The following is a 21,462-nucleotide window of genomic DNA, read 5'->3' as shown; positions in this document are numbered from 1 at the left end:
CCTAGCGTACGGCCCTCCCGGCCGGCTGCGACGCCACCGAGGAGAGGGCCCGCTCGACCGTCCGGGGGCTCCCTGCGCGGGCACCCTTCGCCACGTGAGCGGCGACGATCCCGGGCTCCGCGCGCAGGAGCACGAGCCCACGGCGGATCAGCGTCAGCGGGGGCTTGCGGCGCTCCGAGAGGTCGCGGACCAGGCGCAGCACGAAGGTCACGATCGACCGGTGGCGCACGCACCATGCCGAGTGGAGCAGCCCGCGCTCCCGCAGGTCCGCGATGATCTCGGCTGCGAAGATCCCCTCCGCGAGGACGAGATCGTCCTCGCCGCACGAGAGCTCGCGGCGGCCGACGACGCTCGAGGTCGAGATGTCGTAGACCGGTGCCTCGCAGCCCCCCGTCACGAGCAGATCGGTGAGCGCAGCTATCGCCGCCGCGCCGTCCCACGACCGCGGGTCGTCCCAGTCGACGATGCCCAGCGCCTCGCTCCGCGGCAGCCCGGGGTGGTCGAAGGGGTGGTAGAAGTCGTCGAGCCGCATGATCGGCCAGCCGCAGTGCTGGCTGAGCCGCTCGGCGAGGCGCGACTTGCCGCTACCAGAGGGGCCCGCGAGGATGACGACCCGCCCGGTCCGGGCCGGCTCATCGTGCCGGCCCCCGGGGTGAGCTCGCCCGCTCACAGCGCGGTGAGGGCCGTGAGGTCCTTGCGCAGCGCGGCGAGACGCTCGCCGGCGACCCACCTGGCGTGGGCGAGGCCGTCGCCACCGTCGCGGGGCTCGGGCATCTCGACCGCCTCGAGGTAGACCTTGAGCTTCGGCTCCGTCCCGGAGGGACGGACGATGACGCGCGACCCGTCCTCGAGGTACCAACGCAGGCCGTCGGTGGGTGGCAGCCCGCCGTCACCGGCGGCCAGGTCGTCGAAGCGTGCGACGGGCACGCCCGCGATCGACGTCGGAGGGGTCTCCCGCAGGCGGCGCATCACCGGCGCGACCTCCTCGATGCGCGGGACGCGCACGGAGAAGGAGTCGGTGGCGTGCACGCCGTAGGCGCGGTGCAGGTCGTCGAGCACGTCGAGCAGGGATCGCCCGTGGGACTTGAGGATCGCGACGTGCTCGGCGACGAGCAGGGCGGCGCTCACGCCGTCCTTGTCCTTGACCCACTGCGGCGCGACGCAGTAGCCGAGCGCCTCCTCGTAGCCGTACGCGAGGCGGTCGACCTTGCTGATCCACTTGAACCCGGTGAGGGTCTCCTCGTGCCGGATCCCCGCGTCCGCAGCCATCCGGGAGAGCAGCCGCGAGCTGACGATCGAGCACGCGAAGGCGTGGCCCTCGGGGACCCCGCGCATGATGAGGTGGCTGCCGAGCAGCACGCCGAGCTCGTCGCCGCGGAGCAGCCGCCAGCCGCCCTCGGTCGTCGCGTCGGGCACGGCGACGGCGCAGCGGTCGGCGTCGGGGTCGTTGGCGATGAGCACGTCGGCGCCGCTCGCCCGCGCGGCCTCGAGCGCGAGATCGAGCGCGCCGTCCTCCTCCGGGTTGGGGAAGGCGACGGTCGGGAAGTCCGGGTCTGGCTCGGCCTGCTCCTCGACGAGCTCGGGCTCGGGGAAGCCGGTGAGCGTCAGCGCGGCGACGACGGTGTCGGTGCCGACGCCGTGCAGCGCGGTGTGGACGATGCGGACGTCGCGGGGCGAGTCGGGGGAGACCAGGGAGGCGATCGCGGCGAGGTAGGCGTCGATGACCTCCTCGCCGAGGGTCACCCAGCCGTCGTCGGCCAGCGGGACCTCGGAGGTGCTGCGGATCCCGGCGATCCGGGCGGCGATCTCGCCGTCCACGGGCGGGACGATCTGGCTGCCGTCCTCGAGGTAGACCTTGTAGCCGTTGTCCTGCGACGGGTTGTGGCTCGCGGTGACCATGACACCCGCGTCCGCGCCGCACCACGGCGTCGCGAAGGCGAGCACCGGGGTGGGCAGCACCCGCGGCAGCACCATCGCCCGCCCGCCGGCGGCCGTCACGACCGCCGCGGTGTCCCGCGCGAACTCGTCGGATCGGTGCCGGGCGTCGTACCCGACGACGACGACCGGCGCGTCGTTCGGGGCGAAGGGGGTGCCGTCGCCTCCCTTCGCCCTCACCTCGTCGAGGTGGTGGGCGATGTTGGCGGTGAGCCCGGCGGCCGCCCGGATGACGACCGAGCGGTTCATCCGGTTCGGGCCGGCGCCGATGGCGCCACGCAGCCCGGCGGTCCCGAACTCGAGCATCCCGGCGAAGCGGTCGGTCAGCTCGGTCGCGGCCTCCTCGGCCCCGCCTCCGCCCCCTTCGACCCGCTCGACGAGGGCGAGCAGCTCGTCCCGGGTCTGCGGGTCGGGGTCGTCCTGCGCCCACTCCCGCGCGGCGAGGATCAGGTCGGTGTGGTCCGCGGCGGGTGCCTCGCCGCCGTGCCGTCCGGTGTAGCTCATCGTCACGCTCCGCAGAGGCGGCCGACGATGTCGGCGAGCAGTCGGCCGCAGCGGGCGGCGGCGTCTCGGCCGGCCTCGACGACCTCGTCGTGGGACAGGGGAGCGTCGCTGACGCCCGCTGCGGCGTTGGTCACGAGCGAGATGCCGAGGACCTCGAGGCCGGCCTCGCGGGCAGCGATCGCCTCGAGCGTCGTGGACATGCCGACGAGGTCGCCGCCGAGGATCCCGGCCATGCGGACCTCCGCCGGGGTCTCGTAGTGGGGACCGCGGAACTGGACGTACACCCCTTCGTCCAGGCTCGGGTCGACCTCCCGGGCGAGCGCGCGCAGCCGGATCGAGTACAGGTCGGTGAGGTCGACGAAGGTCGCCCCCTCGAGCGGCGAGGTCGCCGTGAGGTTGATGTGGTCGCTGATGAGCACCGGGGTGCCCGGCGCCCACTCGGGGCGCAGCCCGCCGCAGCCGTTGGTGAGGACGATGGTGGAGCAGCCGGCCGCCGCCGCGGTGCGGATCGCGTGGACGACGGCGCGCACGCCCCGGCCCTCGTAGAAGTGCGTCCGGGTCCCGTAGACGAGGGCCCGCCGGTCGGTGTCGCCGATCGCCACCGAGCGCATCGTCCCCGAGTGCCCGACGACCGCTGCCTTGGCGAAGCCCGGGACGTCCTCGTTGTCGATGGTCGTCAGCGTCTCGCCGACGAGGTCGCCGGCCTCGCCCCAGCCGGAGCCAAGGACGAGTGCGACGTCGTGGCGCTCGACGCCGGTCCGCTCGGCGATCACTGCCGCGGCCGCGCGGGCGACCTCGCGAGGGTCGGTCGTGGGGTCGTCGAGGCTCAGGGCGTCAGGGTCGTGGTGCACCGGGGCAGGCTATCGCGGTGCCGCGTGTGCGGCGGGGCGTCGCGCCGCAGGTGGTTGGATAGGAGCGTGAGTACGCACGAGAGCTCAGTGGTGATCATCGGCGGCGGCCCCGGCGGGTACGAGGCGGCGCTCGTCGCCGCCCACCTCGGCGCCCAGGTCACCGTCGTCGACCGGGACGGGCTCGGCGGCGCTGCGGTCCTCACCGACTGCGTGCCGAGCAAGACGCTCATCGCGACGGCCGACTACATGTCGGAGTTCGAGACCGCGGCCGAGCTCGGCGTGCACCTCGAGGACCGTGAGGGTGACGCCGTCACCGACGTCGTCGCGCGGCTCGCCGAGGTCAACCAGCGGGTCCTCGAGCTCGCCGCCGCCCAGTCCGAGGACATCGGTGCCCGGCTCGCCGAGGTCGGCGTCCGGGTGATCCAGGGGACGGGTCGGCTCTCCGGCCCCGGGACCGTCGTCACGACGGGCGAAGGGGGCGAGGAGACCCTGCAGGCCGATGTCGTCCTCGTCGCCACAGGCGCCACCCCTCGGGTCCTGCCGACCGCGCAGCCCGACGGCGAGCGGATCCTCACCTGGCAGCAGATCTACGGCCTCACCGACATCCCCGAGCACCTCGTCGTCGTCGGCTCCGGTGTCACCGGCGCCGAGCTCGCGCAGGGCTTCCTCGGGCTCGGCACCCGGGTCACCCTCGTCTCGTCCCGCGACCTCGTCCTACCCGGCGAGGACCAGGACGCCGCCGCCGTCATCGAGGACGTCTTCCGCCGCCGCGGCATGGAGGTGCTCAACCGCTCCCGGATGGAGTCCGCGCAGCGTCGGGGCGAGGGCGTGGTCGTCCGGCTCACCGACGGGCGCGAGGTGGAGGGCAGCCACGTCCTCATCGCCGTCGGTGCCGTCCCGCAGACCTCCGACCTCGGTCTCGAGGAGGCCGGTGTCGAGCTCAGCGAGTCCGGGCACATCGTCGTCGACCGGGTCTCCCGGACCTCCGTCCGTGGCGTCTACGCCGCCGGCGACTGCACCGGCGTCTTCGCGCTCGCCTCGGTGGCGGCGATGCAGGGACGGATCGCCATGTCGCACGCCCTCGGCGACGCCGTGGCGCCCCTGCGCCTCGGTGCCGTGAGCGCCAACGTCTTCACCGACCCCGAGATCGCCACCGTCGGCATGACCGCCGCCCAGGCTGCCGAGGCCGAGGACGTCGAGGCCGTGACGATGCCGCTGGCCCGCAACCCGCGGGCCAAGATGCTCGGCATCCAGGAGGGCTTCGTCAAGCTCTTCGCCTCGCGCGGGGTCGGCACGGTGCTCGGCGGAGTCGTCGTCGCGCCGCGGGCCTCCGAGCTGATCTTCCCCGTCGCGCTCGCGGTGCAGAACAGGCTGAGCGTCGACCAGGTCGCCTCGACCTTCACCGTCTACCCCTCCCTCACCGGCACCCTCGCCGAGGCGGCCCGCAGGCTCCACCCCACCGAGGGCGACGTCTGACCCCCTTCGCCCCCGTCCTGCCGGGCCGCTTGCTCGCCTAGCATCAACGAGCCGGGTGCACGGCCCGGCGCGAGCGAGGAGGACCCGGCATGAGCAACGACCCGCAGCGGATCAGCGGCGGCGAGATCGCCGACACGGCGCGTGACATGGCGCGAGACAACCCCGAGCACGCCCGCAGCGCCATCGACACGGTCGAGGACGCCATCAGCCGGCGCACCAGCGGTCGCTTCGACTCGGTGATCGAGGCGGGCGGGGACTTCGTGGAGAAGCAGCTCGGCCTGCCGGAGGACAGCTCGGCCGACGAGACCCCCGCGCCGAGCCCGGCGCCCGCGCCGCAAGACCCGCAGCCGCAGGACCCGGACGGCCCCGCGACCCCGGGGGAGACGCCTGGCGGTGCACCGCAGGAGACCCCCGGCCAGCCGACCCCCGAGCCCGAGACGACCCCTGCCCCTTCGCCCGCGCCGGCCCCCGGGCCGTCACCGGACCCCGTGCCCGCACCGGACGCCGACCCGCAGACGCGCCCCGCGGAGGCGCCTCAGGGTGAGGGCAGGCTGCCCAGCTGATCGGGGACCTTCGTCCGCGCCGTGGGCGAGGGCGCGAGCCGCAGATCGACCCGCTGAGCCCGGCCGTCGGCCGACAGCGCAGCGGTGGCCACGTCGTTGGTCGTCCGGTCGACCGCGGTGAGGACGTACTGGCCGACGCCCACGAGCGGGATCGCGTAGAGGCCGAGCGAGTCCGTCCGGGTCAGGCCGGCGGCCCCGCCCTCGGTCCGGGTGAGGACGACCGAGACGTCCTCCCTCCTCGACCCGTCGGCGAGCAGCACCTGGCCCGAGACGACAACCGGCTGCCCCAGGATGACCACCGGGGCTCGCTGCTCCGCCCCGACCTCAGATCGCACCGCGGCCGGGCCCCACCCTGGTGCCGAGACGACAAAGAGGTAGTTGCCCGGGCCCGCCAGACCGACCGAGTAGGTCCCGGTGCTGTCGGTCCGGCCCCAGTCGACGTGCTCGCCCATCGCCCCGATGACGGTGACGACCGCGTGAGGCACCGGTCGCCCGTCCGCGCTGCGCACCTCGCCCTTCGCCACCTGCTCGAGGGTCTGCATCGGGACCGCCCGCGCCGGCGAGAGGCGCGGGATGCGGGTCAGCGGGAGCGCGGCCACGACCGCGAGGAGCGCGGCGCCGGTGGCGAGCCAGAAGGCGGCGGTGAGGGCCTGCGGTGACGGAGCCAGCTGCTCGCCGAGACGCACTGTGCTCGCCGCAAAGACCGCCGTCACGAGCGCGCTGCCGACCGAGGTGCCCGCGGAGCGCAGCAGCGTGTTGAGCCCGTTGGCCGCGGCCGACTCGGTCGCCGGGACGACCTGCATGATGAGCGTCGGCAGCGCGGAGTAGGCCACCGCCGTGCCGACCGAGACGACGATCGAGCCGAGCACCACCTGGGCGAGGTTGTCGCTGAGGAAGACGCGGGCGGCGTAGGTGCCCGCCATGATCAGGCCGCCGGCGACCAGCGCTGTCGGTGTGCCCCAGCGCCGCGTGATGGCCGCCGAGACCGGTGCCATGAAGCCGAAGGCGATCGCCCCCGGCGCCATCCACAGGCCGCTCTCCATCAGCCCCTGGCCCAGCCCGTAGCCGGTCTCCACCGGGGCCTGCAGCTGCTGCGTCGTGACGAGCATGTTGACGAACATGCCGAAGCCCATGAGCAGCGAGACGACGTTGGCGAGCAGGACCGGCGGGTCCATCGCGGTGCGCAGGTCGACGAGCGGGTTGGGGACGCGACGCTCCAGCGGCACCCACACGAGCAGGATCGCGATGCCCGTGGAGACGGCGGCGACGGTCCGCAGGTCGGCCCAGCCCCACTGGGTCCCCTGCGAGACCGCGACGAGCAGCAGGGTGAGGGCGATGCTCAGCAGGACCGCCCCGAGGACGTCGAAGGTACCCGCGGTCCGCATCGGGGACTCACGCACGACGAGCCGGACGGCGGCGGCCATGCCGACGGCGAGCACGCCCGGCAGCCAGAAGATCGCATGCCAGTCGAGGTGCTCGGCGAGCAGGCCGCCCATCGGGAGCCCGACCCCTGCGCCGATGGCCAGGGTGGCGCTCATGATCGCGACGGCCAGCGGCACCTTGTCGCTCGGCAGCTCGTCGCGCATCATCGCGATGCCGATGGGCACGATCGCCATGCCGGAGCCCTGGAGCAGGCGCGCGAGGATGAGCAGCGGCAGGGTGTCGGAGACGCCGCCGACGAGGCTGCCCGTCGCGACGACCACGAGCATGAGCAGCATGACGCGGCGCTTGCCGTACATGTCGGCCATCCGCGAGACGACCGGGGTGGCGACCGCCCCGGCGAGCAGGGTCGCGGTGACCATCCACGACGCGCCCCCGACGGAGGTGCCGACGAGCTGCGGCAGCTCGGGCAGGAGGGGGAGCAGCATCGTCTGCTGCAGCGAGACGATCGTGCCGCACAGCGCGAGGACCGAGATGATCAGCCAGGCCCGGGTCCCCCCGGCAGAGGGATCAGGCCCGGGGCGTGCGCCCCGGGCCTGATCGTCGCTCATGAGGATGGACCCTACTCGGCGTCCTTGATCTCGCAGAGGACGGCACCGTTGCTCACGGTCGCGCCCTGCTCGGCGGACAGACCGGTGATCACGCCGGCCTTGTGCGCGTTGAGCGGCTGCTCCATCTTCATCGCCTCGAGCACGAGGACGAGGTCACCCTCGGCGACCTCCTGGCCCTCCTCGACGGCGACCTTGACGATCGTGCCCTGCATGGGCGCGGTGAGGGAGTCGCCGGACGCGGCGGTGCCGCCACCCTTGCCGGCACTGCGCTTCGGGGCCTTCTTCTTGGCCGTGCCGCCGCCGCCCAGGGCGATCCCGGCGGGCAGGACGACGTCGAGACGCTTGCCGCCGACCTCGACGGTGATCTTCTGACGCTCGCCGGCCTCGTCGCCCTCGGCGACGTCACCGGAGTAGGCCTCGATGTCGTTGGTCATCTCGGTCTCGATCCAGCGGGTGTGGACCGTGAAGGGCGCGTCCGGGTCCGCCGGGGCGAACGCCGGGTCGTTGACGATCTTCTGGTGGAAGGGGATGACCGTCGGCATGCCGTCGACGACGATCTCGTCGAGGACGCGGCGCGAGCGCTCGAGCGCCTCCGCGCGCGTCCGGCCGGTGACGATGAGCTTGGCGATCATCGAGTCGAACGCCCCCGCGACGGTGTCGCCCTCCACGATGCCGGCGTCCCAGCGCACGCCGGGCCCCGAGGGGACCTTCATCGTCGACACGGTGCCGGGAGCCGGCATGAAGCCGCGCCCGGCGTCCTCGCCGTTGATCCGGAACTCGAAGGAGTGCGCGTGCGGGACCGGGTCGTCGAACGAGAGCGCCTCGCCGTCGGCGATCCGGAACTGCTCGCGGACGAGGTCGATGCCGGTGACCTCCTCGGTGACGGGGTGCTCGACCTGGAGGCGGGTGTTGACCTCGAGGAAGGAGATCGTGCCGTCCTTCGCGACGAGGTACTCGCAGGTGCCGGCGCCCACGTAGCCGGCCTCCTTGAGGATGGCCTTCGAGGCGCGGACGAGCTCGTCGTGCTGCTCCTCGGTGAGGAAGGGGGCCGGTGCCTCCTCGACGAGCTTCTGGTTGCGGCGCTGCAGCGAGCAGTCACGGGTCGAGACGACGACGACGTTGCCGTGCTGGTCGGCGAGGCACTGGGTCTCGACATGGCGCGGGCTGTCGAGGAACTTCTCGACGAGGCACTCGCCGCGCCCGAAGGCGGTGACAGCCTCGCGGACGGCCGAGTCGAAGAGCTCGGGGATCTCCTCCAGCGTGTGGGCGACCTTGAGGCCGCGACCGCCGCCGCCGTAGACCGCCTTGATGGCGATCGGCAGACCGTACTCCTGCGCCAGGGCGACGATCTCGTCGGCGTCCTTGACCGGGTCCTTCGTCCCCGGCGCGAGGGGGGCATCCGCCTTGACGGCGATGTGCTTGGCCTTGGCCTTGTCACCGAGGGCGTCGATGGCCTCGGGGCCGGGACCGATCCACACGAGGCCGGCATCGATGACCTTCTGCGCGAAGTCGGCGTTCTCGGCGAGGAAGCCGTAGCCGGGGTGGACGGCGTCGGCGCCCGTCTCCTGGGCGACCTCGATCAGCTTGTCCTGCATCAGGTACGAGTCGCCGGGCGTGCTGCCGCCGAGGGCGTACGCCTCGTCGGCGACCTTGACGTGCAGGGCCTCGCGGTCGGGGTCGGCGTAGACGGCGACGGAGCCGATGCCGTGGTCCTTGCAGGCGCGGGCGATACGGACGGCGATCTCGCCACGGTTGGCGATGAGGACTTTGCTGATGGCCATGCTCCGGAGCCTAGCGGGCGAAGGAGTCGGCTTCAGCGGGCGTCCGCGTCCGGCGGGCGTGGGTCTGGCCACAGGTCGGGGTCTGCGCCGAGCGGCCTGGAGGGACTGCAGGTCGTAGGGTCGGGGACATGGCTGACGTGCAGAACGTGACTCTTGACCGGTCGTCCGGCGGCGTGGAGATCCCGCAGCTCGGCTTCGGTGTCTTCCAGGTCCCGGCGGACGACGTCGAGGCGGCGGTCGCCAACGCCCTCGGGGCCGGCTACCGCCACCTCGACACTGCCCGGATCTACGGCAACGAGGAGGGCGTGGGCGCGGCGCTGGCCCACGCGCCCTACCCGCGCGAGGACATCTTCGTCACGACCAAGCTGTGGAACGACGACCACGGCGACGTCGACCGGGTGCGGACCGCCCTTCGCGCCTCTCTCGAGCGCCTCGGCCTCCAGCAGCTCGACCTCTACCTCATCCACTGGCCCGTCCCGTCGGCCGACCGCTACGTGGAGACCTGGCGCTCGATGCTCGAGGTCCGCGAGGAGGGCCTGACCAAGGCGGTGGGCGTGTGCAACTTCGGCGTTGACCAGCTGCAGCGCACCTACGACATGGTCGGGATCATGCCCGCCATCAACCAGGTCGAGCTGCACCCCTACATGCAGCAGCGCGAGCTCCGCGAGTTCCACGACGAGCACAACATCGCGACGCAGGCGTGGAGCCCGATCGGCGGCCAGAGCGGCACCGTCCTCGACGACGAGGTCATCGGCGAGATCGCCCGCAAGCACGACGCGACCCCCGCGCAGGTCGTCATCGCCTGGCACCTCGCCATCGGGAACGTCGTCATCCCGAAGTCGGTCACCCCCACGCGCATCGCGGAGAACTTCGCGGCGAAGGACCTCACCCTCGACGACGACGACCTCAAGGCCATCGAGAAGCTCGACCGCGGCCCCGACGGCCGCGTCGGCCCCGACCCGGCCACCTTCGACAACGGCGCCCGCACGGACTGACCCACCCGACCCAGCGCGAAGGGGGGATGCCGGCCGACCCGGCATCCCCCCTTCGTCCTGGGCGGGCTACTCCCAGCGGGTCCCCGAGCACTCGAGGCTGCGCGGGGCCGCCGGGTACTGGCGGTAGACCTCGTGGGCGCGTTCGCGGCCGAGGTTCCACGCGAGGAGCGCGTCGTCGTGGTCGTGCCGGCCGGCGAGGGCGCACTCCTTGGCGGCCGCGGGCAGCGAGCTGGCGTGGATCGTCGGCGCGGCGTCTGGCCCGACGCTGCCGAGATAGCCGATGTCGATCTTGCCGGTCGCCTCGTAGCGGGCGATGTTGCGCTCGGCGACGAAGGCCGAGGTGTTGCCGACGGTGAGGACGAGCACAGCGGCCGCCCCGGTGAGGACCACGACGCGCCCGAGCCGACGCCACCCGGTGAAGAGCGAGGTGAGGACGGCGAGCACCACGAGGCCGAGCCACAGCTCGCCGACCGTGCCGACGACGCGGGCCTCGGTCCACCCGTAGGCCTGCTGGTAGAGGGCCATGCGGCGCAGGGCGGAGCCGACGACGAGCAGGGCGAGGACGCACAGCGCCGCGAGCAGGCTGGTACGCAGTCGCTCGTCACGGCGGGTCTGCGCGAGGCCGTACGTGCGGACGCCGGTGACGAGCGCGAGGGTCAGCACGGTGACGACGACGAGCTGTCCGAAGCCCTGGCGCGCCGACTCCGCGTAGGTGACGCCGGTCGTGCGCAGCACGTAGTCGTGCCCGCCGAGGAGCGAGGCCGCCTGCGCGACGAGCCACGCGACGAAGACCCCGACGACGACGAGGAGCGGCACCTGCCACTCGCGGGCGGGGACGCGGTGGCTCACGTGGTCCGAGAGCTCGAGGTGCTCGACCGCCGGCGGGTTGATCGCGAGGTAGAGGCCCGCGAGGGTCACCCCGGCGAAGAAGACGAAGGTGAAGACGCGGAAGACGGTCGCGTCGCCGATGTCGGGGACCACCGCGTCGACCCACGAGCCGAGGACGGCGTCGCTGCTCGCGAGGAGCCCGCCGAAGACGAGGAGCAGCACGAGGGAGACGGCGCCCATGCGCAGCGTCGAGGCGAGCTGGCCGCCGCGGGTCATCGCGCGCAGGGTGCGGTCGAGCAGCGGCAGCCCGCGCAGGGCCGACGCGGGCCAGGCGAGGGCGCTCGCGGCGATGCCCGTGAGCGAGCGGGCGCCGGTGCAGGCGAGGACGGTGAGGAGGGCCGCGGTCATGAGCGCCGGGACGGCGTAGCCGAAGTCGGCCCGGAGGATGGTCGTCAGGGCGAGCGGGATCGCCAGGGCGGCGGTGACGAAGGACAGGGCATGGGTGCGGCGGGGCGAGGCCGCCCAGAGGGACAGGCCGCCGGCGACGAGGACGACGAGCAGGCCGAGACCCGGGGTGTGCTCCGGGAGGAGCAGCGCGGCGAGCAGGCCGACACCGAGGGCGGCGCCGAGGGCGCGAGGCTGGGGACGGTCGTCGTGCTCGGGCCACCAGCCGCGGATCGTCGTGAGCGGGCGGGCGAGGGCTGTCGACGGGGTCGGTGGGGGCGCCGTCGGCGTCGTCGGGGCGGGCGGCGAAGGGGTGGTCACGGTGGGCTCCTGGTGCTGGAGGGTGGTGCGGGAAGGCCTGGCGAAGGGGGGATCGACCGGCAGGGTCATCCGCAGGCGGGCGCCGGCCGTGCCGTCGTCCTGGGGGAGGGCGGTGATCGTGCCGTGGTGCATCCCGGCGACCCAGCCGGCGATGGCCAGACCGAGGCCGGTGCCGCCGCCGCCGTCCCCGGAGGCGCCGGCACCGAAGCGGGAGAAGAGCCGGTCGGCCCGCTCGGGGGAGAGGCCGGGCCCCTCGTCAGCGACGGTGAGCTGCCACCGGTGCGCGTCGGTGCGCTCGGCGACGAGCTCGACCGTCCCGCCGCCGGGGGAGTGCCGCAGCGCGTTGTCGACGAGGTTGGCGAGCACCTGGTGGAGGCGGCCCGGGTCGGCGGTGACGGTGAGGTCCTGCGGCTCGACACGCGCGGTGACGGTGACCTGGCGACCCTGGAGATCGGCCTCGCCGACGGCACGGTCGAGCAGGTCGCGGACGCGGACCTGCGCCGGCCGGACCGGGGCGCCGCGGCCGTCGTCGCGGGAGAGGTCGAGCAGATCGGTGACGAGACCGCTGAGGCGCTCGGACTGGTGGAGCGCCTGCTGCAGCGCCGCGTCGTCGGGGGCGATGACGCCGTCGACGAGGTTCTCGAGCAGGGCGCGCTGGGCGGTCAGCGGCGTCCGCAGCTCGTGGGCGACGGTGGCCACGAGACGGCGACGGTGCTCGTCGGCGGTTGCCAGGTCGCCCGCCATCCGCTCGAAGGCCCGTGCGAGAGAAGCGATCTCGTCGCTGCTGGTCGTGGCGATCCGGACGTCGTAGTCCCCGCCGGCCATGCGCGACGCGGCGGCGGTCATCTGGCGCAGCGGTGTCGTCATGCCGCTGGCGAGCCACCGGGTGATGAGCAGGGCCAGGCCGATCGTCGCCGGGATCGTCAGCCAGAGCGGGGCCCCGACGTCGGTGCCGAGCGCGCCGACGAGGGCGGCGACGACGACGCTGACGCCGACGAGGACAGCCAGCCGGGTGCGGATCGACCCGATGCCGGCGAGAGGTTCGCTGCGGTCCATCAGGATCCCCCTTCGCTCTCGGCGAGGGCGTAGCCGACGCCGTGGACGGTCCGGACCCGGTGGGCGCCGACCTTGGCGCGGACGGCCTTGACGTGGCTGTCGAGGGTGCGGCTGCCGAGGGTCTCGTCCCAGCCCCAGAGGTCCTCGACGATGCGCTCGCGGCGCACGACGCTGCCGGGGTCGGCGGCGAGGAGCGCGAGCAGGTCGAACTCGGTCGGCGTGAGGTGGACGTCGACGCCCTCGACGGTGCAGCGGCGGGTGCGGGGGTCGAGGACCAGCCCGTCGTGGGTGAGCGCGGGGGTGCTGGTCGATGCGAGCTCGCGGGCCCGGTCGACCCGGCGCAGCAGCGCCTCGATGCGCGCGACGACCTCACGCATGCGGAAGGGCTTGGTGAGGTAGTCGTCCGCGCCGACGCCGAGGCCGAGGACGATGTCGGCCTCCTCATCGCGGGCGGTGAGCATGAGGACCGGGGTGGGGCGGATCGGCTGGATCCGCCGCATGACCTCGAGCCCGTCGAAGCCGGGGAGCATGAGGTCGAGCAGGACGATGTCCGGCTCCGTCCGCTCGAAGGTCGCCACCGCGCCCGGCCCGTCGCTCGCCCGCTCCACGGCGTAGCCGAGGGCGAGCAGGCGGTCGGTGAGCGCCTGGTTGATCGTGGGGTCGTCCTCGACGACGAGCACGCGCCGGGGCGGGGGAGTGGCCATGCGCTCAGGCTAGGGAGCACCTCGTGGAGTCCGCGGGAGGACGATCTGGAGATCCCCTGGAGATCGCACGAGCCAAGGCTCGTACCAGGCCGACAGGCCTCCCCCCTTCGCACGAGCCAAGGCTCGTACCGGGCCGACAGGCCTCCCCCCTTCGCACGAGCCAAGGCTCGTAAGCTGGCTGTGGATAACTTGCCGGAGGCGGGGACCGGAGCCGCCAAGATCGCTTCATGGAACCAACCCTGCGGAAGGCCGCCAAGGGCATCGCCGATGTCCCGCTCTTCAGCGCCGAAGAGGCGCGCGCCTGGGGGATCTCGGCGAAGGATCTCACCATCCTCGTGCGACGTGGCCTCATCCTCCGTCTTGACCGTGGGTGGTACTCGACCATGGTTGCGGCTGAACCGTCCGAGCTCCACGTGCTGCGGACGGCTGCTGCGCTTCGCATGCACTCCGGGCCGGTCGCGGCTGGGCACTCGGCGGTGCTCCTGCACGACCTCCCCCTTGCCCGGGCGGACCTCAGCACCGTCGAGCTGGCCAGGGTGAGCGATGGACACGGAGTGATCCGACAGGGCGTCCGCGTCCGGAGGGAGACCGGCCTGCCCAACGTGCCGGTGACCATCCCGATGCTCGGGCAGAGCGCGCGGGCCGTCGACATCCCGAGCGCGATCGTTGGTACCGCCCTGACGAACAACCCAGTTGCGGCGCTGGTCGCCGGCGACGGAGCGCTGCACTCGAAGCGGTGCACCACGCAGCAGATCGACGCCGCGCTGGCTGCGGCACGCGGTTCGGTAGGGATCGCCCGGGCCCGAGACGTCCTGCAGCTGCTCGATCATCGACATGAGTCAGCGGGTGAGACGTTGACGCACTGGGAGCTTGGCCGCCTCGGGTGGGAGCTCATCCCGCAGTGGGAGGTCACGCTCGCCTCTGGCAGGAAGCGCCGCCTCGACCTTCGGGTCAAGGGGGAGCGCGTCGCGATCGAGTACGACGGCAGGGACAAGATGAAGCTGCCGAGAGCGAGGGAAAAGCTCGAGGCGCGACAGATCGCGCTCGAGGGGATGGGCTGGGAGTTCGTCCGGGTTGTATCCGAGGACCTCGATGACCCTGTCGGATTGCACCGGCGAGTCCAGGACGCGGTGGCGGCCTCGCGACGTGCCGCGTGATGGGTAGGGGCCTTGGCTCGTGCGAAGGGGGAGGGGCTGGGGGAGCGGCAGGAGCCTTGGCTCGTGCGAAGGGGGAGGGGCGGGTCAGACGGGGAGGGCTCGGGCGACGAATCGGCGGAGCTGGTCGATGTTGCGGCACTCGTGCATGTCGACGACCTGCGCGTAGCGGCCGGCGACGGAGTCACCCGTGTCCCAGCTCGCGTGGGGCTCGGGGTTGAGCCAGGCGACGTGGCGGGCCTGGGCGGCGATGGTCCGCAGCGCGTCGACGTGCGGCTCGGTGCCGTTGGTCCGGGCATCGCCGAGGACGATCACCGTGCTCCGCGGCCCGACCGCGCCGAGCCACCGGTCGACGAAGTCGGTGAGCGCGCTGCCGTAGTCGCTGCTCCCGTGCCAGCGCGACAGGCTCGCCCGCTGCGCGACCTGGCTGCTGATGTCCTCGCCGACGCTCGACCCGGTGACGATGTCGGTGATGTCGTCGCAGATGTTGACGAAGCCGAAGAAGCGCACCCGACGGAACTGCCCGGCCAGCGCCTGGAGCAGCAGCATCGTGAAGCGGGAGAAGCCCGCCACCGACCCGGACATGTCGCAGATCAGCACGATGTCGGCGCGTGAGCGGTGCCGGTGCTTGTAGGCCGGGCTCATCGGCACACCACCGGTCGACATCGCCCGGCGCAGGGTGCGGCGGATGTCGACGGTGCCGCGCGACTGCCGCCGCTGCCGGGCGGAGAGCCGCGCGGCGAGCTTGCGGGCGAGGGGACGGATCGCGGCCTGCAGATCGGCCCCCTCGGTCTTACCGGTGAGCAGGAAGTCCTTGCGCTCCAAGGGGTCCCGCACGCCGTACCGGCTGATCCGCTCGGTGCCTCGGGCCTCGGTGTTGCGCCGCGTCGCCTCACGCTCGACCCGCCGCCGGAAGGCCGCGACCCGGCTCCTCATCTCGTCGCGGTCGAAACGGTCGCTCAGCTGCTCGGGCCGCCACGGCGAGCCCTGGCCGTGGGCGCCGCCGGCACCGGACCCGCTGCCTCCGCTCCCTTCGCCCGATCCGGACATGACGTCCCCGGCGTCCCGCGCGCGCTGCAGCGCGGCCGCGATCGTCGTCTGCGGGCCCAGGCGGTCGAGGGTCTGGTTGGCGGAGAAGCCGCCCATCGAGGAGTCGTTGCTCAGGGCGCCGAGCTCGGCGACGGCCCGGGCCGCGAGCCGGTCGAGCTCACGCTCGTCGTTGGTCGCCAGCGCGGTCGCGAGGTCGTCGCGGAGCCGCTCGGCCGCGGCCCGCGCCTCGACCGGATCGTGCGTCGCCTCCACCTCACCGACCCCGGTCCGGTCGCCGACCCCGGCCGGGAAGTAGATGTCGAAGAGCTGGTCGAAGACCGCCCGGTCGCCCTCGCGACGCATCATCGAGGCGGCGATCCCGGCGCGCAGCCGCTCCCGGTCGCTGACCCCGAGCGCCGCACAGGCCGACGCCGCGTCGACCGTCTCGGACGGCCCGACGTTGACGCCGTGCCGCCGCAGCGCCCGCGACAGGTCGACGACCCGCGCGGTGAGCGCGGCCGTCGTCGGGGCCTCAGGCGAGGGCACGGGTGAGGTCGAGCTTCTCGGTCGCGAGGTCGATGTCCTCCTGGTGCTTGAGGAGCACCCCGAGGCTGGCGCGGACGAGCTCGGGGTCGAGGTGGTCGCCGCCGAGCGCGATGAGTGTGCGGGCCCAGTCGATCGTCTCGGCGACCGAGGGCGACTTGCGCAAGCGCATCTCGCGCAGGGCACCGACAAGGCGCACCACCGACTCCGAGAGCGTCGCGTCGAGGTCAGGAACCTTCAGCGAGACGATCCGCTGCTCCAGCTCGGCCTCGGGGTAGTCGATGTGCAGGTAGAGGCAGCGGCGCCGCAGCGCCTCGGAGAGCTCCCGGGTCGCGTTGGAGGTCAGCACGACGAAGGGGATGTGCCTCGCCTCGATCGTCCCGAGCTCGGGCACCGTGACCGCGAAGTCCGAGAGGATCTCGAGCAGCAGTCCCTCGATCTCGACGTCGGCCTTGTCGAGCTCGTCGATGAGCAGGACGGTCGGGACCTCGGAGCGGACCGCCTTGAGCAGCGGCCGGTCGAGGAGGAACTCGTCGGTGAAGATGTCCGCCTTGACGTTGCCCCAGTCCGCCTCGTCCTCTCCCGCAGGGGTGTGGTGAGCGCCGGCCGCGGTGATGCGGAGCAGCTGCTTGGCGTGGTTCCACTCGTAGAGGGCGCGGGCCTCGTCGACCCCTTCGTAGCACTGCAACCGGATGAGCTCGGCCCTGGTGGCGGTGGCCACGGCCTTGCTCAGCTCGGTCTTGCCGACACCGGCCGGGCCCTCCACGAGGAGCGGCTTGCCGAGGGCGTCGGCGAGGAAGACGGTCGTGGCGATGGCCTCCGAGGCGATGTAGCCGGCATCCGCCAGGGCGGTCTGGGCGTGCTCGACGGAGGAGAATCGCTGCGGCATGCCCTCCAGTGTGCACGTAGGCTCCCGCCCATGCCGAGCCGGGTGATCCATACCGCACAGGCCCTCGTCGACGTCGTCGTCGAGGTGCCGACACTGCCGCGACGCGGCGCCAACGTCATGGCGACCGGCCATGACCGATATGCGGCCGGCGCCGTGAACATCCTTCTCGCAGGGGCGCGCTCGGGTGCCGAGTGCGTCCACGCAGGCGCCCACGGCGAGGGCCCGAACGGGGACCTCGTGCGCTCCGCGCTCGCTGCCGAGGGGGTCAGCCTGTCGGCGCCGATGACGACGGGCCAGGACACCGGGATCTGTGTGGTCCTGCTGGAGGCGAGCGCGGAGCGAACCTTCGTCACGACCCAGATGGCGGAGCGTGAGATCACCGTCGAGTCCCTCGCGACCTCGGCGCCGGTCGCCGGGGATCTCGTCTGTGTCAGCGGGTACAGCCTCATCGGCCGCACCCGCGACCCACTTCTCACCTGGCTGGGGTCGCTCGACCCGGAGGTCGTCGTGGTCCTCGACCCGGGGGCGATCTTCGCCGAGCTCGACGAGCGGGTTCAGGAACGCATGCTCACCCTCACCGACGTCTGGACCTCCAACATGGAGGAGGGCGAGGACCTCACCGGCGAGAGCGACATGATCGCTGCGGCGGCTGCGTCGCTCGCCTACCTGCCTCCGGGGGCGGTCAGCATCATCCGCGACGGCGCGAAGGGGTGTGCGCTCGCGGTCCCGGGGGAGGAAGCCGTGGTCGTCGAGGGTTTCCCGGAGAAGGCGATCGACACCAACGGGGCGGGTGACACCCACACCGGTGTGCTCGCCGCCGAGTGGGCGAAGGGGACCGGCTGGGTCGAGGCCTGCCGTCGCGCCAACGCGGCCGGGGCGATCAAGGTGACTCGTCGCGGTCCCGACGCTGCCCCGACCGTCGCCGAGATCGACCACTACCTCCGCTGACCGTCTCTTCGCACGAGCCAAGGCTCGTGCGAAGAGGAGAGGGCGCGCGGCCTGGTACGAGCCTTGGCTCGTGCGAAGGAAGGGGGTGGGGGCGGGTCCGGGCTCAGGGGAGGGCGTCGAGGTCGGCGCGGCAGTCGGCCTCCCACCGGTCGAGCTCGCGCAGGGCGGCCTCGATGTCGGCGAGCCGGGACCGGAGGTCGGCGCGTCGCTCCTCGATCGTGCCGAGCGCCTCCTGGAGCTGGCGCCGGTGGCCGCGGTCGCCCTCGTAGAGGTTGATGAGGTGCGCGCTCTCGTCGAGCGAGAACCCGAGCCGCTTGCCGCGCAGCACGAGCTCGAGCCGCACCCGGTCGCGCCGGCGGTAGACCCGCCGCGTCCCGACCCGCTCCGGGGAGAGGAGCCCGAGCTCCTCGTAGTGGCGGATCGTCCGGTGGGTGATGCCGAAGTCCTCGGCCATTTCCGCGATGGTCCAGGTGACCTCGTCACCCGGCCGGCCGCCCCCCTTCGCGCTTGTCATGCGCGCCACTGTGCTTTACGTTGACGTCAACGTCAAGCACTGCCCAACCGGCGACCGACGAAGGACGACGATGTTCGAGCTGAGCCAGGACCATGAGGACTTCCGCGCGATGGTGCGCGACTTCGCCGAGCGCGAGGTCGAGCCGCACGTCGCGCAGTGGGACAAGGACCACCACTTCCCCACCGAGCTCGTCCCGCGGATGGGTGATCTCGGCTTCTTCGGCCTCGTCGTCCCCGAGGAGTACGGCGGCAGCGCCGAGACCGACGGGGGCATGGTCCAGAGCGACTTCACCGCCCTGTGCGTTGCGATCGAGGAGCTCGGTCGTGTCGACCAGTCGATCGGCATCACGCTCTCCGCCGGTGTCGGCCTGGGCATCAACCCGATCCTCTCCTTCGGCACCGACGAGCAGAAGCAGGCCTACCTGCCCGACCTCGTCGCCGGCCGCGCCCTTGCGGGCTTCGGCCTCACCGAGCCGGACGCCGGCTCCGACGCCGGTGGCACCCGCACCCGGGCCGTCCGCGACGGCGACGAGTGGGTCGTCAACGGCGCCAAGGCCTTCATCACCAACTCGGGTACCGACATCACCTCGGTCGTCACCGTCACCGCCCGCACCGGCGAGCTCGAGGGCGGGCGCCAAGAGATCAGCGCGATCATGATCCCTTCGGGCACACCGGGTTTCACCGTCGAAGCGCCCTACGACAAGCTCGGGTGGAACATCTCGGACACCCACGGCCTGACCTTCGAGGACTGCCGCGTCCCCGCGAGCAACCTTCTCGGCGAGCAGGGCAACGGCTTCCGCCAGTTCCTCAAGACCCTCGACGACGGACGCATCGCGATCAGCGCGCTCGCGACCGGGCTCACCCAGCGGATGCTCGAGCTCTCCACCGAGTACGCGCAGACCCGCCAGGCCTTCGGCCGGCCCATCGGCGCCAACCAGGGGATCTCCTTCCAGGTCGCCGACCTCGCCGTCATGGCCGAGACCTCGCGGGTGCTCACCTACAAGGCCGCCTGGCTCAAGGACGAGCACGACCGCGGTCGCCGCAGCGTCGCCGAGGTGAAGCAGGCCGCCTCGATCGCCAAGCTCTACACCTCCGAGGCCGCCGTCTCCGCCACCCGCATCGCCACCCAGGTCTTCGGTGGCAACGGCTTCATGGAGGAGTACCCCGTCGCCCGCTTCTACCGCGACGCCAAGATCCTCGAGATCGGCGAGGGCACCTCCGAGGTCCAGCGCATGGTCATCGCCCGCCACCTCGGGCTGCCGTCATGACCCCCCGTCCGTCCTACCAGGGCGACCCGAAGGTCGCCGACGTCCGCAGCCGTCTCGCAGCCGCCCACGCCGCCTCCGAGCGCCCGCCGGAGAAGGCCGCCGCCAAGCTCGCCGCGCAGAACAAGCTCTACGTCCGGGACCGGATCGCGCTGCTCGTCGACGAGGGGAGCTTCGTCGAGGACGGCCGCTACGCCAACGCGCTGGCCCCCGGGCTCCCGGCGGACGGGGTCATCACCGGACGCGGTCTCGTCGACGGCCGGCCCGTCATCGTCATCGCCAACGACCCGACGGTCAAGGCCGGCTCGTGGGGCGCCCGCACGGTCGAGAAGATCGTCCGCGCCACCGAGACCGCGCTGCGCGAGGAGGTCCCCGTCTTCTGGTTCGTCGACTCGGCAGGCGCGCGGATCACCGACCAGGTCGAGATGTTCCCCGGCCGCCGCGGCGCGGGCCACATCTTCCACAACCAGGTCGCGCTCTCCGGCAAGGTCCCGCAGGTGTGCTGCCTCTTCGGCCCGAGCGCGGCCGGCGGCGCCTACATCCCGAGCTTCACCGACCTCGTGATCATGGTCGAGGGCAACGCCTCGATGTACCTCGGCAGCCCGCGCATGGCCGAGATGGTCGTGGGGGAGCGGGTCTCGCTCGAGGAGATGGGCGGGGCCCGCATGCACTGCACCGTCTCGGGCGTCGGCGACATCCTCGTCCAGGATGACGCCGAGGCGATCGAGACGGCTCGGCTGTGGTTCAGCTACCTCCCGACGAGCTGGCGCTCCGAGCTGCCGAGCTACCAGCCGGAGGACCCCGCCGAGCCGCTCACCGCGAGCGTGATCCCCGAGGTCGAGAGCCAGCCCTTCGACATCCACGAGGTCATCGACGGGCTCGTCGACGACGACTCGTTCTTCGAGGTCAAGCCGCTCTTCGCCCCCGAGCTCGTCGTCGGTCTCGGTCGGATGGGCGGCGAGACCGTCGGCATCGTCGCGAACAACTCGATGGCCAAGGGCGGCGTGCTCTTCACCGACAGCGCCGACAAGGCGGCCCGCTTCATCTGGCTGTGCGACGCCTACTCGATCCCGCTCATCTATCTCGCCGACGTGCCCGGCTTCATGATCGGCAGCGAGGTCGAGCGCGGCGGCATCATCCGCCACGGCGCGAAGATGGTCTCGGCCGTCGCCTCGGCGACGGTCCCGCAGGTCTGCGTCGTCGTCCGCAAGGCCTACGGCGCCGGCCTCTACGCGATGGGCGGGCCGGGTTTCGCGCCCGACGCGACGATCGCCCTGCCCACGGCCCGGATCGCGGTCATGGGGCCCGAGGCCGCGGTCAATGCGGTGTATGCCAACAAGATCGCCGCGATCGAGCAGGCCGAAGGGGTGGAGGCGCGCGACGCCTTCGTCGCGGCCCGTCGGGTCGAGTACGAGGAGGACGTCGACCTCGAGCGGCTCGCCGCGGACCTCGTCATCGACGCGATCGTCGAGCCGGAGGAGCTGCGGCGCGAGATCCAGGCGCGCCTGGCCCACGCGAAGGGGCGGGAGCGCCACTTCGCCGAGAAGCGCCGGGCGATCCCGCCGGTCTGACCCACTCCTCGCGAGCACGGCCCTCGCACGAGCCTTGGCTCGTGCGTCCGCTCGCGGGCGTGACCTCTCGCACGAGCCCTGGCTCGTGCGGACGATGCGGC

17 protein-coding genes are annotated in these 21,462 nt (G+C 72.7%); 7 read left to right on the top strand and 10 right to left on the bottom strand.

The annotated features are described in order from the left end of the window. Window position 1 precedes the first annotated feature (1 nt). The 3 genes from JNO54_RS12635 to JNO54_RS12625 are packed head-to-tail and all read right to left on the bottom strand — an operon-like array spanning window position 2 to window position 3,290. Window positions 2-670 (bottom strand): uridine kinase family protein, encoded by a 669-nt coding sequence (locus tag JNO54_RS12635; RefSeq protein WP_233703247.1) that lies wholly within the window; start codon window positions 668-670, stop codon window positions 2-4. Beyond that, window positions 667-2,439, bottom strand: a complete 1,773-nt coding sequence (locus JNO54_RS12630) for a phospho-sugar mutase (protein ID WP_204144211.1) — start codon at window positions 2,437-2,439, stop codon at window positions 667-669. Before JNO54_RS12630 ends, JNO54_RS12635 begins: the two co-directional genes overlap by 4 nt. A 2-nt stretch (window positions 2,440-2,441) precedes the next feature. After that, window positions 2,442-3,290 (bottom strand): purine-nucleoside phosphorylase, encoded by an 849-nt coding sequence (locus tag JNO54_RS12625; protein WP_204144210.1) that lies wholly within the window; start codon window positions 3,288-3,290, stop codon window positions 2,442-2,444. A gap of 66 nt (window positions 3,291-3,356) precedes the next feature. Between JNO54_RS12625 and JNO54_RS12620 the strand changes: the two genes are divergently transcribed. Further along, a complete protein-coding gene (locus JNO54_RS12620) occupies window positions 3,357-4,766 on the top strand; it encodes an NAD(P)H-quinone dehydrogenase (protein ID WP_204144209.1) in 1,410 nt (469 codons plus the stop codon). Window positions 4,767-4,855: 89 nt separating this feature from the next. Continuing rightward, a complete protein-coding gene (locus JNO54_RS12615) occupies window positions 4,856-5,329 on the top strand; it encodes an antitoxin (RefSeq protein WP_204144208.1) in 474 nt (157 codons plus the stop codon). Here JNO54_RS12615 and JNO54_RS12610 read toward each other — a convergent pair. After that, a complete protein-coding gene (locus JNO54_RS12610) occupies window positions 5,302-7,320 on the bottom strand; it encodes an MFS transporter (RefSeq protein ID WP_204144207.1) in 2,019 nt (672 codons plus the stop codon). The two genes, JNO54_RS12615 and JNO54_RS12610, sit on opposite strands and share 28 nt — an antisense overlap. Window positions 7,321-7,331: 11 nt before the next feature. Continuing rightward, window positions 7,332-9,101 (bottom strand): acetyl/propionyl/methylcrotonyl-CoA carboxylase subunit alpha, encoded by a 1,770-nt coding sequence (locus JNO54_RS12605; RefSeq protein ID WP_204144206.1) that lies wholly within the window; start codon window positions 9,099-9,101, stop codon window positions 7,332-7,334. Between the two features lie 128 nt (window positions 9,102-9,229). Here JNO54_RS12605 and JNO54_RS12600 point away from each other — a divergent pair, with 128 nt between their 5' ends. Further along, the gene (locus JNO54_RS12600) at window positions 9,230-10,096 is read left to right on the top strand and encodes an aldo/keto reductase (protein ID WP_204144205.1); all 867 of its coding nucleotides are present in this window, start codon (window positions 9,230-9,232) and stop codon (window positions 10,094-10,096) included. 66 nt (window positions 10,097-10,162) lie between these two features. Here the strand turns inward: JNO54_RS12600 and JNO54_RS12595 are convergent, their stop codons facing one another. Both JNO54_RS12595 and JNO54_RS12590 read right to left on the bottom strand, forming a co-directional pair. Further along, entirely contained in the window at window positions 10,163-12,745 is a 2,583-nt protein-coding gene (locus JNO54_RS12595; protein WP_204144204.1) for a DUF4153 domain-containing protein, read from the bottom strand. Next, complete coding sequence (locus JNO54_RS12590; protein WP_204144203.1) at window positions 12,745-13,449, bottom strand: response regulator transcription factor; 705 nt, start codon at window positions 13,447-13,449, stop codon at window positions 12,745-12,747. Before JNO54_RS12590 ends, JNO54_RS12595 begins: the two co-directional genes overlap by 1 nt. A gap of 227 nt (window positions 13,450-13,676) precedes the next feature. Between JNO54_RS12590 and JNO54_RS12585 the strand changes: the two genes are divergently transcribed. Then, window positions 13,677-14,606 (top strand): type IV toxin-antitoxin system AbiEi family antitoxin domain-containing protein, encoded by a 930-nt coding sequence (locus JNO54_RS12585; RefSeq protein ID WP_204144202.1) that lies wholly within the window; start codon window positions 13,677-13,679, stop codon window positions 14,604-14,606. 84 nt (window positions 14,607-14,690) lie between these two features. Here JNO54_RS12585 and JNO54_RS12580 read toward each other — a convergent pair whose 3' ends face one another. After that, a complete protein-coding gene (locus tag JNO54_RS12580) occupies window positions 14,691-16,178 on the bottom strand; it encodes a VWA domain-containing protein (protein ID WP_204144201.1) in 1,488 nt (495 codons plus the stop codon). Continuing rightward, window positions 16,165-17,064: an AAA family ATPase gene (locus JNO54_RS12575; RefSeq protein ID WP_204144200.1), complete on the bottom strand. Its 900-nt coding sequence runs from the start codon at window positions 17,062-17,064 to the stop codon at window positions 16,165-16,167. Before JNO54_RS12575 ends, JNO54_RS12580 begins: the two co-directional genes overlap by 14 nt. Window positions 17,065-17,094: 30 nt before the next feature. On the opposite strand from JNO54_RS12575, the gene JNO54_RS12570 reads away from it, so the two are divergent. Beyond that, entirely contained in the window at window positions 17,095-18,012 is a 918-nt protein-coding gene (locus tag JNO54_RS12570; RefSeq protein WP_204144199.1) for a PfkB family carbohydrate kinase, read from the top strand. 103 nt (window positions 18,013-18,115) lie between these two features. Here the strand turns inward: JNO54_RS12570 and JNO54_RS12565 are convergent, their stop codons facing one another. Continuing rightward, the gene (locus tag JNO54_RS12565) at window positions 18,116-18,526 is read right to left on the bottom strand and encodes a MerR family transcriptional regulator (protein ID WP_204144198.1); all 411 of its coding nucleotides are present in this window, start codon (window positions 18,524-18,526) and stop codon (window positions 18,116-18,118) included. A 70-nt stretch (window positions 18,527-18,596) separates the two neighbouring features. Here JNO54_RS12565 and JNO54_RS12560 point away from each other — a divergent pair, with 70 nt between their 5' ends. Continuing rightward, on the top strand, window positions 18,597-19,793 hold the full coding sequence (locus JNO54_RS12560) for an acyl-CoA dehydrogenase family protein (RefSeq protein ID WP_204144197.1): 1,197 nt from the start codon (window positions 18,597-18,599) through the stop codon (window positions 19,791-19,793). After that, window positions 19,790-21,361, top strand: coding sequence for an acyl-CoA carboxylase subunit beta (locus tag JNO54_RS12555; RefSeq protein ID WP_204144196.1), 1,572 nt, complete (start codon window positions 19,790-19,792; stop codon window positions 21,359-21,361). Before JNO54_RS12560 ends, JNO54_RS12555 begins: the two co-directional genes overlap by 4 nt. The last annotated feature ends 101 nt before the right edge of the window (window positions 21,362-21,462 follow it).

This window comes from Janibacter endophyticus, from assembly GCF_016888335.1.
GTDB classification, from domain to species: domain Bacteria; phylum Actinomycetota; class Actinomycetes; order Actinomycetales; family Dermatophilaceae; genus Marihabitans; species Marihabitans endophyticum.
Note: the sequence above shows the minus strand (reverse complement) of the source record. Positions and strands in the feature narration are given on the sequence as shown.

What these genes read in the sequence shown, in the direction of transcription:
- JNO54_RS12630 (WP_204144211.1), bottom strand. Translation starts at nt 2,439, where the DNA reads ATGAGCTACACCGGACGGCACGGCGGCGAGGCACCCGCCGCGGACCAC.
- JNO54_RS12615 (WP_204144208.1), top strand. Translation starts at nt 4,856, where the DNA reads ATGAGCAACGACCCGCAGCGGATCAGCGGCGGCGAGATCGCCGACACG.
- JNO54_RS12610 (WP_204144207.1), bottom strand. Translation starts at nt 7,320, where the DNA reads ATGAGCGACGATCAGGCCCGGGGCGCACGCCCCGGGCCTGATCCCTCT.
- JNO54_RS12605 (WP_204144206.1), bottom strand. Translation starts at nt 9,101, where the DNA reads ATGGCCATCAGCAAAGTCCTCATCGCCAACCGTGGCGAGATCGCCGTC.
- JNO54_RS12600 (WP_204144205.1), top strand. Translation starts at nt 9,230, where the DNA reads ATGGCTGACGTGCAGAACGTGACTCTTGACCGGTCGTCCGGCGGCGTG.
- JNO54_RS12595 (WP_204144204.1), bottom strand. Translation starts at nt 12,745, where the DNA reads ATGGACCGCAGCGAACCTCTCGCCGGCATCGGGTCGATCCGCACCCGG.
- JNO54_RS12590 (WP_204144203.1), bottom strand. Translation starts at nt 13,449, where the DNA reads ATGGCCACTCCCCCGCCCCGGCGCGTGCTCGTCGTCGAGGACGACCCC.
- JNO54_RS12585 (WP_204144202.1), top strand. Translation starts at nt 13,677, where the DNA reads ATGGAACCAACCCTGCGGAAGGCCGCCAAGGGCATCGCCGATGTCCCG.
- JNO54_RS12575 (WP_204144200.1), bottom strand. Translation starts at nt 17,064, where the DNA reads ATGCCGCAGCGATTCTCCTCCGTCGAGCACGCCCAGACCGCCCTGGCG.
- JNO54_RS12570 (WP_204144199.1), top strand. Translation starts at nt 17,095, where the DNA reads ATGCCGAGCCGGGTGATCCATACCGCACAGGCCCTCGTCGACGTCGTC.
- JNO54_RS12565 (WP_204144198.1), bottom strand. Translation starts at nt 18,526, where the DNA reads ATGACAAGCGCGAAGGGGGGCGGCCGGCCGGGTGACGAGGTCACCTGG.
- JNO54_RS12560 (WP_204144197.1), top strand. Translation starts at nt 18,597, where the DNA reads ATGTTCGAGCTGAGCCAGGACCATGAGGACTTCCGCGCGATGGTGCGC.
- JNO54_RS12555 (WP_204144196.1), top strand. Translation starts at nt 19,790, where the DNA reads ATGACCCCCCGTCCGTCCTACCAGGGCGACCCGAAGGTCGCCGACGTC.